This is a genomic window from Gracilibacillus salinarum, assembly GCF_022919575.1.
GTDB classification, from domain to species: domain Bacteria; phylum Bacillota; class Bacilli; order Bacillales; family Amphibacillaceae; genus Gracilibacillus; species Gracilibacillus salinarum.
The window spans coordinates 787,902-802,583 of the sequence record NZ_CP095071.1 but is presented as its reverse complement, the minus strand read 5'-3'; the positions used below and the strand labels follow the sequence as shown (position 1 = coordinate 802,583).

At 37.9% G+C, this 14,682-nt stretch carries 14 protein-coding genes, 1 pseudogene and 1 riboswitch; of the genes and pseudogenes, 11 read left to right on the top strand and 4 right to left on the bottom strand.

The window, feature by feature from the left end; all coding sequences use genetic code 11:
• The first annotated feature begins 14 nt into the window (after nucleotides 1-14).
• The 4 genes from yqeK to MUN87_RS04050 all read left to right on the top strand — a co-directional run bounded on the left by yqeK (nucleotide 15) and on the right by MUN87_RS04050 (nucleotide 2,906).
• Entirely contained in the window at nucleotides 15-584 is a 570-nt protein-coding gene (yqeK, locus tag MUN87_RS04065; RefSeq protein ID WP_244746405.1) for a bis(5'-nucleosyl)-tetraphosphatase (symmetrical) YqeK, read from the top strand.
• Complete coding sequence (gene rsfS / locus MUN87_RS04060; protein ID WP_244746404.1) at nucleotides 577-921, top strand: ribosome silencing factor; 345 nt, start codon at nucleotides 577-579, stop codon at nucleotides 919-921. The genes yqeK and rsfS overlap by 8 nt, the downstream gene beginning before the upstream one ends.
• On the top strand, nucleotides 922-1,647 hold the full coding sequence (locus tag MUN87_RS04055) for a class I SAM-dependent DNA methyltransferase (RefSeq protein ID WP_244746403.1): 726 nt from the start codon (nucleotides 922-924) through the stop codon (nucleotides 1,645-1,647). It abuts the gene before it with no gap.
• A gap of 131 nt (nucleotides 1,648-1,778) precedes the next feature.
• Nucleotides 1,779-2,906 (top strand): DUF4145 domain-containing protein, encoded by a 1,128-nt coding sequence (locus MUN87_RS04050; RefSeq protein WP_244746402.1) that lies wholly within the window; start codon nucleotides 1,779-1,781, stop codon nucleotides 2,904-2,906.
• A 2-nt stretch (nucleotides 2,907-2,908) separates the two neighbouring features.
• On the opposite strand, the gene MUN87_RS04045 is transcribed toward MUN87_RS04050, so the two are convergent.
• Nucleotides 2,909-3,568, bottom strand: a complete 660-nt coding sequence (locus tag MUN87_RS04045) for a YqcI/YcgG family protein (protein ID WP_244746401.1) — start codon at nucleotides 3,566-3,568, stop codon at nucleotides 2,909-2,911.
• Nucleotides 3,569-3,795: 227 nt separating this feature from the next.
• Between MUN87_RS04045 and MUN87_RS04040 the strand changes: the two genes are divergently transcribed.
• Complete coding sequence (locus MUN87_RS04040) at nucleotides 3,796-4,452, top strand: type 1 glutamine amidotransferase domain-containing protein (RefSeq protein WP_244746400.1); 657 nt, start codon at nucleotides 3,796-3,798, stop codon at nucleotides 4,450-4,452.
• A gap of 381 nt (nucleotides 4,453-4,833) precedes the next feature.
• Here MUN87_RS04040 and MUN87_RS04035 read toward each other — a convergent pair whose 3' ends face one another.
• Entirely contained in the window at nucleotides 4,834-5,037 is a 204-nt protein-coding gene (locus MUN87_RS04035) for a zinc ribbon domain-containing protein (protein ID WP_244746399.1), read from the bottom strand.
• A gap of 180 nt (nucleotides 5,038-5,217) precedes the next feature.
• On the opposite strand from MUN87_RS04035, the gene MUN87_RS04030 reads away from it, so the two are divergent.
• From MUN87_RS04030 to MUN87_RS04015, 4 genes and pseudogenes are all read left to right on the top strand, one after another.
• The gene (locus tag MUN87_RS04030) at nucleotides 5,218-6,066 is read left to right on the top strand and encodes a patatin-like phospholipase family protein (protein ID WP_244746398.1); all 849 of its coding nucleotides are present in this window, start codon (nucleotides 5,218-5,220) and stop codon (nucleotides 6,064-6,066) included.
• A gap of 14 nt (nucleotides 6,067-6,080) precedes the next feature.
• Nucleotides 6,081-6,785, top strand: coding sequence for an HAD family hydrolase (locus MUN87_RS04025; RefSeq protein WP_244746397.1), 705 nt, complete (start codon nucleotides 6,081-6,083; stop codon nucleotides 6,783-6,785).
• Between the two features lie 22 nt (nucleotides 6,786-6,807).
• A pseudogene (locus tag MUN87_RS04020) lies at nucleotides 6,808-7,536 on the top strand (class I SAM-dependent methyltransferase).
• 45 nt (nucleotides 7,537-7,581) lie between these two features.
• The gene (locus MUN87_RS04015) at nucleotides 7,582-8,904 is read left to right on the top strand and encodes a CoA-disulfide reductase (protein WP_244746396.1); all 1,323 of its coding nucleotides are present in this window, start codon (nucleotides 7,582-7,584) and stop codon (nucleotides 8,902-8,904) included.
• 290 nt (nucleotides 8,905-9,194) lie between these two features.
• Here MUN87_RS04015 and MUN87_RS04010 read toward each other — a convergent pair whose 3' ends face one another.
• Complete coding sequence (locus MUN87_RS04010) at nucleotides 9,195-10,310, bottom strand: DUF2515 family protein (protein WP_244746395.1); 1,116 nt, start codon at nucleotides 10,308-10,310, stop codon at nucleotides 9,195-9,197.
• Between the two features lie 192 nt (nucleotides 10,311-10,502).
• Nucleotides 10,503-10,593: riboswitch (SAM riboswitch) on the top strand.
• 102 nt (nucleotides 10,594-10,695) lie between these two features.
• Here MUN87_RS04010 and MUN87_RS04005 point away from each other — a divergent pair.
• Together MUN87_RS04005 and MUN87_RS04000 are read left to right on the top strand one after the other, a co-directional pair.
• Nucleotides 10,696-11,802, top strand: coding sequence for a 5-methyltetrahydropteroyltriglutamate--homocysteine S-methyltransferase (locus MUN87_RS04005; RefSeq protein ID WP_244746394.1), 1,107 nt, complete (start codon nucleotides 10,696-10,698; stop codon nucleotides 11,800-11,802).
• 218 nt (nucleotides 11,803-12,020) lie between these two features.
• The gene (locus MUN87_RS04000; RefSeq protein WP_244746393.1) at nucleotides 12,021-12,863 is read left to right on the top strand and encodes a metallophosphoesterase; all 843 of its coding nucleotides are present in this window, start codon (nucleotides 12,021-12,023) and stop codon (nucleotides 12,861-12,863) included.
• Here the strand turns inward: MUN87_RS04000 and ligD are convergent, their stop codons facing one another.
• Nucleotides 12,864-14,609 (bottom strand): DNA ligase D, encoded by a 1,746-nt coding sequence (gene ligD, locus MUN87_RS03995; RefSeq protein ID WP_244746392.1) that lies wholly within the window; start codon nucleotides 14,607-14,609, stop codon nucleotides 12,864-12,866. It abuts the gene before it with no gap.
• Nucleotides 14,610-14,682 lie beyond the last annotated feature (73 nt).

The following is a 14,682-nucleotide window of genomic DNA, read 5'->3' as shown; positions in this document are numbered from 1 at the left end:
GGGAGTGGAAAGAAATGAACAGAGCAGAAGCATTAAAATTAGTAGAAAAACAATTAACAAAAAAAAGGTACGAGCACACAGTTCGCGTGATGGAAACAGCATTGAACTTAGCAGAACATTATCAGGTTGATCGTCAAAAAGTGGAACTAGCTGCTATCTTCCATGATTATGCTAAATACCGTCACCCAGAAGAAATGAAAAGATGGATTATAAAAGAAAAACTGCCTCATGATTTGTTAGAATACCATCAGGAATTATGGCATGGTCCAGTAGGATCGATCATGATCGATCGTGAGGTGGGTATCTCGGATCCTGAAATACAAAGTGCTATTTATTGGCATACTACTGGTAAACGGAACATGACTTTAATGGAGAAGATCATTTTTATTGCAGATTATGTAGAGCCCGGAAGAGACTTCGCAGGTGTTGAAGAAGTCAGAGGTTTAGTGTTTGATAATATCGACAGGGCATGCTGGTTAGCAGCCAGGAATACGATACAGTTTTTAATGGGAAAAGAACAACCGATTTATCCTGATACATTTCAATTATATAATGAAAAAATAGGGAGGAACATGAATGGATAGTAAACAATTAGCGGATCAAGTAGCAAAAGCATGCGATGACAAAAGAGCTGAAGACATCGTTATTATGGACATGAAAAATGTGTCGCTAATCGCTGATTATTTTTTAATTTGTCAAGGGACGAATGAACGTCAGGTGCAGGCCATTGCTCGTGAGGTTAAAGATTTTGCGCAAGAAGAAGAAATTGAAGTAAAGCGATTGGAAGGTTTTGATCAAGCAAGATGGGTACTTGTTGATCTTGGTGATGTAGTATGCCATATTTTCCATCGTGATGAACGCCAATATTACAATTTAGAGAAATTGTGGGGAGATGCTCCGCAGCTTGAAGTGAAATTGTAAATGGCATACTCTAAACTAGCTTATATTTACGATGTGTTAATGGATGATGAATTGTATGACCATTGGCAGGCTTTTGTTGAACAGTTCATTAAAGAGGGGCGGTTACTTGATCTCGGCTGTGGAACGGGAAGAATGAGCAAGCGCTTTGCGAATGCTAATTTCTCTGTAACCGGTGTGGACGTGTCGGAAGATATGCTGGCATATGCGCAATCAAACACATCAGGCATTCAGTATATTCAACAAGATATTCGTGAATTAAATGGATTGCACGGTTTTGATGCAGTGGTCAGTTTATGTGATGTGATCAACTATATTACGTCAGCTAAAGATTTAGAAACAGTTTTTCGGAATGTACAGCATTGTCTTGTGGATGGAGGATATTTTATATTTGATATACACAGTCTTAAGCATTTTGCTGAAGATATGATAGGTCATACATTTTCTGAAATATACGAAGATATTACCTATGTTTGGTTATGCGAACAAGGGGAAGAGGTAGGAAGTGTGGAGCATGATCTCACCTTTTTCCTGCTGGATGAATCGACTGGCCAGTACCAGCGATTTGATGAACAGCATGTTCAACGTACATTTGCAGTGGACTCGTACGTTCATTTATTAGAGCAAACAGGATTTCATTTACAAGGTATCTATGGTGATTTCTCATTAACAAAATCGGAAAACCCAGAAGAGAATGAACGAATATTCTTTGTTTGTAAGAAAAAGTAAGTTTTATAACAGTCACAATGATTCTTCAGTGGCAACTATTAAACGAGGTAGAATGACCATACTTTCTAACCTCGTTTTCTCATGTTTTGGTGACAAAACAAAAAAAGACAACAGAGAGGTAACGATTCAAGATGGAAGATGTGAAACAGAACTATTTTTATTATTTTCTTAATGAAGTGTCCTTTGATCTAGCTGCGATTGCGCGAGAATTAGAATTTAGCGTGTTTTCAAGTCCGAGAACTATGTTAACTCACACACGAGCATTTATTGAGAATATTGTACAGCGAGTATTACGAATAGAAAGTATCGATGCTGGGTCATCTAACAATCTAAAAAATCGGATCAAGATTTTGCAGTTGAAAGGGTTGGTCACAGACGACCCATGTGAAGCCTTGGATCGAATTCGACAGTTAGGCAACCAAGCGGCTCATCAGGTACGTGCATTTCGTTATCGTGAAGCATTAGAAGCTTGGGAAGATTTATACATTGTAATGAAGTGGTATGTGGAGGTGTATGGATCACCTTCCATTATCGTCCCAGCCTATCAGGAACCATGCCTTGCAACTGATCATCAATACGACTTTCAAGAATTAGAGCTGAAATTACATGCATTGGAACAACGTCTTGTAGATCATTTTCAATTGATGACTGAAACAGAAGCAGAAGATGTAAGACACCAACACCATGAAGAAGCTGTCAGCCTTCCTGGAGAAATCATTATTCGTACGATTACTTATAAACATCAATCCATCGATATACCTTATTTTTTGCGTGATGTATTTTTATTGCCGCAACGCTTTGAACAATCCACCAGATTTATGGTAGCTTTAGGTGGTGTCCAGCAAGCTCGGATTATGAGTGAGCTTCCTGAAGACTTGGAAGACATTTCAAAGTGTGTAAAACGGTATAAGGTCGAAAATGAGCAGTTGATGTTTCAAGATTTAGTTCGATTCGTCGAGCAGGAATGGACTAGAAGAAAAATTACTCATCAACGACCTGGTGAGCTTTTATTATTTTTCCGTAATCAATACCTTATTATGACAGAACGATTGGCCAACATTCCGTTAACGGACGCATATTTTTCAGGCTTTCCTTATTTCTTAAGGCAAATGCACCATGACGGTATCGAATACGTTGGACAGTTGCCTCAGGAGTTATTTATATTGGCTAAATACGATCGTGTAGGCTCCACAACGGTTGAAAAATTCTTTATGCAAATACAGGCACTGGCACAGGAGAACAACGATATTAATCATTAAGATTATCGATGGAAAGGGCATTGTTGTATTGAACTGTCGTCATCACGTAAAAAATATTGTTTCCATTCAAAGTTATCAGATTCGCCGTAGCTGTTTAATGCAGGATGAACAGAGAGCAGATCATAGTCATTTATCCGCTTTCTGACTTGTTGTTTTATCTTTGCTGCATGTTTCGGAGAAGCGTTAAATTGTTCTAATACCCATCGAGGGGTGATGGCGAGCATAAAACTGTCAAATTGCCTGCTCACTCGATTCTTATGCGCCGGTGTGCCGCAAAACATGAAGTATCGTTCTCCTTGAAAGCAATACTCCCAGACGGGATCATGAGGATCTGTCGGAATATCAGTTGGCCATTCCCTCTCGTCATATTTGCTTAGTCGTTCTAAAAGATTCCAAAAAAGTTTTTCAAAGTTTTCTACTGATGGGGAAAGTTCAGGTTTATCGGAGGATTGAAAGAATATAATAAGCGAAGTATAACGGCCGTTAGTTGTTGATTGTTTAGTGTATGCTGAAAGCAATGCTGCTACATCTTGAATGGTTGAATGATCAGCAGGGTCACCTGCAAAGCCATAGCGTAATTGATTTGTCGAAAAACCAATGGTAGCTGGGATACAGGGAAATGGATGTTGCCGATCAGTCATTTTACGTTTAAAACTTTCCATTACCGTTTGTTCCCAACTTGACAGCTTTTCAATATCGGTATATTGATACAAATTTGTGATGATAATCACCTCCAGCCTAACGTGCTATATAGTATTCCAAGAACCTATTTTATGGGTATATAACCAGATAAAATGGGCGGTTGCCTAATGTATTGATGTTTAAACATATCTTTAGAACGGGTATATTGTACTGTGTAAGGAACTTATAAACTGTTAGGAGGAATACTTTGACAAAGCAAGTGTTAATGGTTGTTACCAATCACACAAAGATCAGTGATCAGCATAAAACAGGACTTTGGTTAGAAGAATTTGCTGTTCCCTATTTAGTTTTTAAAGAAAAAGGATACCATATAAAAGTAACAAGTATCGAAGGTGGGGAAGTAGCATTAGATCCGAACAGTGTGGAAGACAAGCCTGAATGGAAGGAAGCAGAAGCGCAACTGAAGCACACGGCAAAAGTCAGTAAAGAAGACGCAGATGAATTTGACGCGATCTTTCTGCCAGGTGGTCATGGAACGATGTTTGATTTTCCAGAAAATGAAACATTACAATATTTGCTTCAGCAGTTTGCAGAAGGTAATCGGATCATTGGTTCGGTTTGTCACGGGCCAGCGGGTTTAGTGAACGCCACATATCAAGATGGTACGCCAATAGTGAAAGATAAACATGTTACTTCCTTTACAGATAGCGAAGAAAAAGAAATGCAATTAGATCAATATATGCCTTTCTTACTGGAATCCAAGATTCGTGAAAATGGCGCTCGTTTCTTTGCGAAAGAAAACTGGTCTGATCACGCGATTAGAGACGGTTTTTTAGTTACAGGACAAAATCCACAATCCAGTAAAAGTACAGCGGAAAAAGTAGTGGAGGCATTAGAAGCATAAAAAGACCCCCCCAAGCAATTTTGCTTGGGGGGTTTCTGTATTTTATACGCAGTGAAAATTTAGTATGTATCAGGAGAAGAAAAACTTCAGCACTCCCTAATATTGAACATGAAATTGAGTTCCTATAATATGGATTATGTTAGCGTTGCAGCCATTTTGATATGTTGAATGTGCAGGGATACCGCTTCGGCCAACCACTTCGCGTTCTATTTCCGGAGCTTTGCTAAGCAGATAAAATATATCAAAATGATCATTCTGCAATTCAGCCTTTGCTTAACATAATCCATATTATAGGTAGTTGTATATTATTTTGTTAGTTAGGAACGGCTGAACTTTCATGGTTATTATAATCGTTTCGTTGATTTATTGTTAGTCACATAATTATCCAAAAAATAAATCGAGGATATTGGATCCTTTAGTAGCTTGTTTATTATAAAACTCTGAATAACCGCAATCCTCACAATATACGACTAAAAATTGATTGTTTTGCACATCAAACATTTTGGATAACCCTGTGCCTGTCATTGCCACCTCTTTTTGATTAGCATTTCTACTTCCACATTTTACACAACCTTGTTGGCTCATAGATATACCTCCTCTTTTCCATTTACTAGCAAGTATAACAAGTTTTTTTGATAGAGAAAAATAATTTCCATCAGGTTTACGTACAATTTTTCTTCCTTTATAAAATGTTTGATTGGAAATCAATTGCTATTTATTAGATAATGAGTAGAGATCTAATAATAAGAGTTTCGAGGCGATAAAATGAACAATACAGGATTAGTATTAGAAGGTGGAGGCAGCAGAGGTGTTTTTACAGCAGGTGTTCTAAACTTCTTAATGGAGCAAGATATATACATACCGTACGTTATAGGTGTATCATCAGGGGCATGTAACGGATCCTCTTATATCTCCAGGCAATTAGAACGAAATAGGATGGTTAATATTGATTATGTCAGTCATCCAGATTATTTATCTTTACGTAATTGGGTTACAAAAAGGCAATTATTTGGAATGGATTTTTTGTTTGATACACTTCCGAATCAGCTGGTTCCATTCGATTATCAGACGTTTCAAGCAGCAAAAGAAGAATTTGTTGTTGGAACAACGGATTGTTTAACTGGAGAACCTGTCTTTTATAGTAAAACCGATTATGCCCAGGATATGATGACGGTGATCCGTGCATCTAGTTCCCTTCCTGTTGTAGCACCTCCGATTGATTTTGAGAGTCGAGTATTAATGGATGGTGGGATAGCCGATCCGATTCCTATCATGCAATCGTTAAAGGATGGCAATCAAAAGAATGTTGTCGTGCTGACAAGGAATCGCGGCTATTTTAAGAAGCGTGCAGGTCAAAACTGGTACATAAAGCGAAAGTACAAAGAATTCCCTGGATTGATTAAGGCGATTGAGAATCGTCATCAGGTATACAATGACACACTTCAGTATTTATATGATCAAGAAAAACAGGGAAATGTTTTTATTATTTCTCCAAATGAGAAATTAACAGTGGGCAGGGTAGAAAAGAATAAAAATAAATTGATGGATTTATACAGGAAAGGCTATCAGGATGCAGAGAAACTGAAAGCCCCTTTACAAGAATTTTTAGCTTAGGGAAGGAAGAAAACATGAAGACTATTATATTTGATGTGGATGATACGTTATATGATCAGTCCTTATCGTTTCATCATACATTTCGCAAGATTATAGCTAGCGATTACTCCTACGATGAATTGGATCAAATTTATCGTCGCAGCAGGGAGTATAGTGAAATTTTGTTTGACAAGAGTGAAGCAGGAGAAATTTCTGTCCATCAATGGCAGACAGGTAGAATTATCAAGGCCTGTCAGGATTTTAATATTGTCATCGATCAGGCACAGGCAGCGAGCTTTCACCAACAATATAAAAAAGAACAAGCAGCGATTCAACTGTTTCCAGAAATGGAGAAGTTGATTCGTAATTTAAAAAAGTCCGGTAAACAATTAGCGATATTAACCAACGGCGATCCTGAGCATCAGACTATGAAAATAAAGCAATTAGGTTTGGAGCAGTGGATTCCAACTGATCACATTTTCATTTCTGGAAGCTATGGTGTGGCAAAACCGAAGCCGGAGATTTTTCAGGTAGTAGAGCAGGCCCTTGGTTGTCATCCAGTCGATACAGTGTACATTGGTGATTCCTTTGAAAAAGATGTGATAGGCGCAAAGTATATGGGCTGGAAAGCTATCTGGATGAATCATCGTAAGCGGACCGTTGCGAATACTGTATATCAACCAGATCATGTAATACATCATGCCAGCGAGTTACTAGCCTACTTTCAAGTAGCACATTAATTATCTAAGAAAAGGTGAATATATGAATAATCCGATTGAAAAAGTTTTTGACCAGTTAGCTAGTATTTATGAAACATCGGTCGATACTGACAGTCTATACAATGCCGAATATGAACGCCCGGCAATGATGAATGTATTACCAATGAAAATGAACGGTCTCAAAGTTTTAGATGCAGGGTGTGCGGCAGGCTGGTATACAAACGAATTATTGCAACGTGGTGCAAACGTAACTGCGATTGATATCAGTAAACAAATGATAGAAGCAGCAAAAAGACGAGTTGGTGATCAAGCAGATATTCGCCAATTGAGTTTAGCCGAGCCGCTGCCTTTTGAGAATGATTGTTTTGATTAAGTGATAAGTTCATTAACACTTCATTATTTGGAAGAATGGCAACCAACATTTCAAGAATTCTCTCGGATATTAAAACCTGGTGGACAACTTTTATATTCGATCCACCACCCTTTAACAGATCTTCATTTAGTGGATCAACCAGACTATTTTTCAGTAGAGCCATACATCGATCAATGGATGAAGCAAGGGAAGTCCTTCCAGGTTCCAATGTATCGAAGACCTTTCCAGCGAGTAATGAATGACACGCTTAGATATTTCAAGCTTGATCAGATCATTGAACCAGTGCCAACGGATGTCTTTAAACAACAATTTCCTGATAAGTACCAAAAGATTCGCCAACAACCAAATTTTTTGATTGTTCACTCATCTGTAAGATCTGACAATGATTACAACGCTTAAAATATCCTTCTTTGGGGAACATCTCTAATAGAGGAGGTAATGGAAATGAAATATGTGATTATTGGTGGTGTCGCAGCTGGAATGAGTGCAGCTATGGAAATCGTTCGAACGGATAAAAAAGCTGATATAACGGTGTTAGAACGAGGTGCTGATTATTCTTATGGTCAGTGTGGCTTGCCATATGTTATCAATGGCCTTGTCACATCGACTGAATCAGTCATTGCGCGTTCAGTCGAGACGTTTCGTAATAAATACGGAATTGATGCTAGAATACATACAGAAGTTACCGATATTGATGCCTCAAGTCAGACAGTTCGGTATCGGGATCAAAAAAGCGAGCAAGAGATAACATATGATCGTTTATTGATAGCTACTGGTGCAGATCCGGTTAGACCAGAATGGGACGGAATTAATCTGGCAGGGATTCACTGTTTAAAAACAATTCCTAATACAGAAGCTATTATGGCCGATTTATCAGAGGAAGTGAAGCAGGTAACGATTGTTGGTGGTGGCTATATTGGATTGGAAATGGCAGAAGTCTTTACTTCGCTTGGCAAGAAAGTTAGGTTAATTCAACGAGGAGACCAGCTTGCCAGTATTTTCGATAATGAAATGGCTAAGCTTATAGAAGAGGAGGCACTAAAGCATAATGTAGAAGTCACATTAGCGGAAGAGGTCATCGGTTTCAGCGGAAGCCAGCGAGTGCAGAAGGTTATCACTGATAAAGCTCAATACAATGCTGATCTGGTGCTAATTAGTGCCGGCGTCAAGCCAAATACAGAGTTTATAGTGAATTCAAATATCCAATGTAATGAAGCTGGAGCAATTCGTGTGAATGCTTATATGCAGAGTTCTGTGGCTAATATTTATGCAGCTGGCGATTGTGCGACAGATTATCATATGATAAAACAGCTGGAAGATTATATACCGCTTGGAACGACAGCTAATAAGCAAGGTCGGATTGCTGGTGCGAATATGGCGGGTAATCCAATAACATTTAAAGGGATAGTTGGAACTTCCATTCTCAAATTTTTTGATATAACATTAGCCAGAACGGGATTAACAGAAGCGGAGGCGACAAAATTACAAATACCCTATCAAACAATTTCAAGAAAGAGCACTGATCATGCAGGGTATTATCCTGATGCAAATCCATTACATATTAAGCTGCTGTATCATCGTAAAACCAACCTGCTATTGGGTGGACAAGTAATTAGTAAGAAGGGTGCAGATAAGCGGATTGATGTGCTTGCTACTGCTTTATATAATCGAATGACAGTTCAGGAACTGCAAGATCTGGATCTTTCTTATGCACCACCGTATAACAGCGTATGGGATCCTATACAACAAATTTCCCGAAGAACATAAGTACCATTGGGGCACAGCTGAAGCTAACTCTGTGAAAAAGATTGGTTCACAAGGTGTACTTTCAGCTCGTGCTGATTCCAGAATAGACCCTCATCACTAAAATAAAGACTATTATTAATAAAGTTAGTTCACACCACGAAATTACTTCTCCGTTTATAAGGATGGCAAGCAATAGTAGAGGATAATCTTTTTGATCAAATCAAATTACTTGTCATTTGTTGCAATTATTAGAACTCTAATAAGCCCTTAATAAATTGCCTAGAGTTATCATCTTCTCTTGATTATACATGCTACTCTCCAATCCATTCTTTAATTTTTACCGCCAATTGAAGTTTCACCAGTGTATGATGGTAGGCGGTTAGGATGTCTGGGTTTTTAGGGGCATTTATCTTATCTAGTAAATATACCGTACGCCAGTCTGTATACCAATCTTCATTTTCGCTATTTGGATGGTGAATATCAGTCCAGACATCACGTAACTTCGGACTGAATAATGGTTTAAGCCACCAGTTTCCTGGAGCTTTCACCTTGATTCTCTTCAGTGGCACATGCTGTGTTTCGTGAAAGAGTGATGGCCAATAATCTTGTCTTGACCCAGAATGGCGAGTGGTAAGGGCGAATTGATAGATGGCTGGATAATAGTTTGGATGAAATAACACTTGATAAAGTTGTTTTCCGATGTTGATTCGCTTCGTTAATGACTCGAAATGATAGACATTTAACCCCACTAACCGGACCCTGCTCTCTTCCTTAAAAGGAAACATTATTTGGTTCATTTGCATCATTTGTTGACCGATAAATTCCAGTGCCTCCATATTTGTTTTGGCATATTGCGGATTATGAATGACACGATTTTCAATGTAATTTTGTTCATTGATAATCAGGGCAGTGGTAATCAGAGATCGTTGTCTATCCTCATAAAAATAATCCCATATCACTTTCATAAAGTAGGAAACCCCGAATAATGGCAGTAAATAAAACATATTCTTACCAAGTCGAATACTTGCTTCATATAAGCGCAGCTGCGGATATGCATCTTGAAATATTAGCCAATTGCTTCGTTCTAAGAAATGAAAAAAATACTGCTGCTGTTCATTTGTTAACAGTTTTGGTAAGAGACCTCCTTTCAGATCTGTCATATTCCAGCCAGCATTTCTCGAAACCATATGTGCTAAAAAGCTCCATTCAATTTCGGGAAATTGCAGATAAAAACGAAGATAAGCATCTGTACGTGTGATATTATTTCGATTACCATGTCTCGTTTCACATAGAATCTGACTCATTAGTTCATGTTCATCTTCTGACAATTGATCTTTAATTACGTAATAGCTTTTTTTGTTTTGTAATCGCTTTTTAATGCTATTTAATGGATAAGGAAGAGGAATAGATGGCTTAATAATTGCCACCGTCCTTTCAGTTTTAAGTATTGATTGTTTTTTCTTAATCAGATAACCATTTATCTAGCATTGCTTTTTAGAAGTAAGATTATACGGTTAGCAGAACGAATTGTAAGACTTTTTGAAATTTTTTAACAAATATGGGTTGATCCCATCTTTGTTATGTAGTAATATGTGTTTATGGTAATAATTTCATATAATTTCTTATCCAGAGAGGCGGAGGGATTTGGCCTAATGATGTCTCAGCAACCAGTCTATTCGAAGACATGGTGCTAATTCCAACAGATAAGAGGAATAAGTTTTTAAATGTTAAAGACCTTCTTCTTATATAGGGGGTCTTTTTTTACTGGATAAGAATTATTGCAAACAATTAACTGAAGGAGAGGATTAATCAATGGCTACAAAAACAGTAACAGCACCATTTCGAGCAGATCATGTAGGGAGTTTACTACGTCCAGAAAGTTTATTGACGGCAAGAAAATCATTTCAGGATGGAAATATCAGTGCGTTACAATTACGAGAATTAGAGAACAAAGAAATTGCACACATAGTAGATAAACAAATTGAGGTTGGTTTGGAATTAGTATCCGATGGAGAGTTTCGCCGTCGTTTTTGGCATACAGATTTCTTAGAACATTTGAATGGAATCGAAGGATATGTACCAGAAGTAGGTTACATATTTAACGGAAATGAAGAAACTGAACGTTACAATATACGAAACAATGGAAAGATATCCTTTAATCAGGATCATCCATTCTTACAAGATTTTAAAGAATTTAATGAAATCGTCAATGGTCGTGCTGTTGCGAAACAAACGATACCAAGTCCAAATCAATTGTTTAATATCGGAATTCGAAACGAAACGATTTATCCGGACATTGAAGATTTTGCAAGTGACATAATTCAGGCATACCGTGATGCCATAAAAGCTTTTTATGATTTAGGTGTACGCTACTTGCAATTTGATGATGTATATATTGCTGGACTATCTTCACCAGATATTCCATTTAATGATGGGGCGTATGACAGAGATTATTTAATTGATTTAGCTTTACGAGTAGTAAATGGTGTGTTAGAAGATAAACCGGAAGATCTGGTTGTAACCACTCATTTATGCCGTGGAAATTACCGTTCCAATTGGGCGTTCTCCGGCAGTTACGATCTTATTGCACCGACATTGTTTGCAAAAGAAAAAGTCGATGGCTTTTTCTTGGAATATGATGATGAACGTTCTGGTGGGTTCAAGCCGCTTGACTATATTCCAGATGGTGGTGCGCGGGTAGTACTAGGCTTATTCACTTCAAAAACTGGTGATTTAGAAGATAAAGAACAAATCAAAGCAAGAGTAGGGGAAGCTGCAAAATATGTACCGCTTGAACAGATTTGTTTAAGTCCTCAATGTGGATTTGCATCAACTCACCATGGTAATAAACTGACAGAAGAAGATCAATGGAACAAGCTGAAATATATCGTAGAAGTGACTAAAGAAATCTGGAATTAATCAATAAACTCGGCATTCGCTTCGCATTTTAGCGAATGCCGTAGTTTTTCATAGTTGATACGCTCTAAATTTTCTTTGTGCAGAGCTTGTTCATTAATGTTTATACGCTCCTATCGTATAAACCAAAAACCTCTTAAGCGTTTCATAGGATGCTTAAGAGGTTTTTCTATCTATAGGTATCAAGTGAGTGCAAAACAAATATGTCTGGAGTAGAAGGAATGAAAAACAGAAAAATGCATGTGATTTTATTGATTATAACTGGCTGTATGTTGGCGATCGTAGTTGGTTGTAAAGTCTATTATGACACAAATGTATTGAAGTTAGCTAAAATAGAATTGTCAAATGAAAAATTGGATCGAAACCAGTCCTTACAGATATTGCAGATATCAGACTTGCATAATAAACAATTTGGTGAGGGGAATCAAGTCTTACTGGAGAAAGTGGCGCAACTTGCTCCAGATATAGTAGTACTGACAGGAGATATTGTTGATCGCAGTACAGATAATATCAAAGATGTTCTCTCTTTTGTTAACCAGTTATCAGCCGGCAACTCTCACGTATTCTATGTTTCAGGAAATCATGATTGGGATAATCCTTTACATGAATCATTATTTAGCGGTCTTAGAGAAGCTGGCGCGAAGATATTGAATAATCGGAGCGTGCAAATACCATTAGACCAGTTTACTATTCAATTAGCTGGTGTGGTCGATTTATCAACTGGGAAAAGCAATATTGACGATGCAGCAGAAGATCTGGATCATCAAATTTTTACTGTCTTATTATCCCATACACCCCCGGTGAATCAAGGTCCGTTACCGAATGGGATTGACTTGATATTGAGTGGCCATACACATGGTGGACAAATTCGTCTTCCATTTATTGGAGCTGTCGTTGCTCCTGATCAAGGATTCTTTCCAACATACGATCAAGGATTATTTAAGCTTTCCGAGCATCAATTGCTTTATATTGACAGTGGAATTGGTACTAGCATGCTTCCGATCCGATTTCTCAATCAGAGTCAGATCACCTTGATCACTGTTTCAGGTGTAGGAGGGGAATAGTTACTCCTGCTTTTCGAAATGTGTATAAAAATCAAAGAATGGGCATCCTTTGTCCTTAATTCTTTTCAATACTGAACGAATAGTGAAACTGGTTGGATCCAGGGTTTCGTTAACTTCTTCCCAGAATAAAGGAGTAGCTACAGTTGCTTGTTTCGTTGCACGCGTGGAGTAAGGAGCAATAATGGTTTTTCCTTCCGCGTGCTGGACATAATCAATATACAACCGATTGCCGCGATTCTTTATCAGCCTTTCGCTGGTAAACTGATCCGGATACGCTTGAATTAATACGTTAGCTGTAGCTTCCATTAACTCACGTGTATCCTGGTACGTCCAATTATTAATCGGTATATGAATTTGCAGTCCGGTCCTTCCCGAGGTCTTGATATATGGTTTTAATTTTTGGTTCTCCATCATTTCTTTAATTAATGATGCAGCCCGAACAGCAAGGTAGAATTCTTTAAGGCTGGGTGGATCTAAATCAAAGACAATTTGATCCGGCTCTTGATGGTGCTGCTTGTTAAATGGCATATGAAATTCCAAGCCAGCATGGTTGCCAAACCAAAGCAGACTTTCAAAGTTCTGTATATATATAGCTGCTTCTTCGTCGGTTGATAGCATAGGTCTGAGAAAAGCAGGTGCATAATCTGGTAAATGTTTTTGATAGAATGATGGCGCATCTACGCCATCAGGATAGCGAATAATCGTTAATTTCCGATCCATTATCCAAGGAAGCATGTACGGCGCCATTGTTCTTAAATAACACAAATATTCTAATTTAGAGTAATTGGGAAATAGCAATTTTTCTAATCTTGAAACGGAGATACATTCTGGAATTTGCGCTAATCCAAGCTGAACCGCGTCTTTAGTACAATCTGCTGGTTCGATATCGAAACGGAACGCTGCAAAATGTGGTTCACGCAATTCATGATTGCTAACGTCCAGACAGTCAATATTCAAGCAGACAGATGGCGCTACATTCCAAGTCGTTCCGTTTACTTTTTTACCATTCTTTTTTATAAATGTCTGTAGTGTTTCTTTTTCATCATTCTTCAACCCGTTTTTACACTTGCCTAACAATTGCAGTTTATTGTCCGCATAATAACTAATCGTAAAATAGTCATTATCACTATTCCATTTTGTTACAATTCCTTGAATAGTACGATAGTTCTTTATTTTCAACCAGGAATCACTACGCTTTCCTTCTTTATAGGGGGCGTTTTTTTTCTTAGCTACAAATCCCTCCGCCTGGTGTAAATCAACCAATTTCTTCACATCTTCTACCAGTTCAAAAGTAGGTGCTTTGTATATCGTTCCGGTCTTTTTCGTAAATAAGTTATCCAGTGCTTGATCTCTTTCGATGAATGGTTTATTACGGAAATTTGTCTCCCCACCTTGTAGTAGATCGAAAACAATAAATGTTACCTGAAGTTGATTCTTTGCATTTCGCTTTGACTTCGACCTTCTTTGGATTTGACTAAAGTTACAACGGTATGAAGTGAGTAATTGAACGATTTCACCATCTAACAATAACGGGAGATTACTCTCGTATAGGTCATGATGTTGCTTACACCAATTCGTGATTTCAGGGAAATAAGCGGTGAGATCGTGACCATTCCGACTTAGTATAGTGACTCCATCCGCATCCCAATACAAGCCACAACGGAATCCATCATATTTTATTTGATATAACCATTGGCGATCTGTTGGTGCATGTGATGTAAGAATTGGCAACATTGGTTTCCACACGTACGGAACACCCCTTATATTATAACTTTTATAGTATTTTTTCCGTTCGTTTGCATGATTATGTGATGATTTG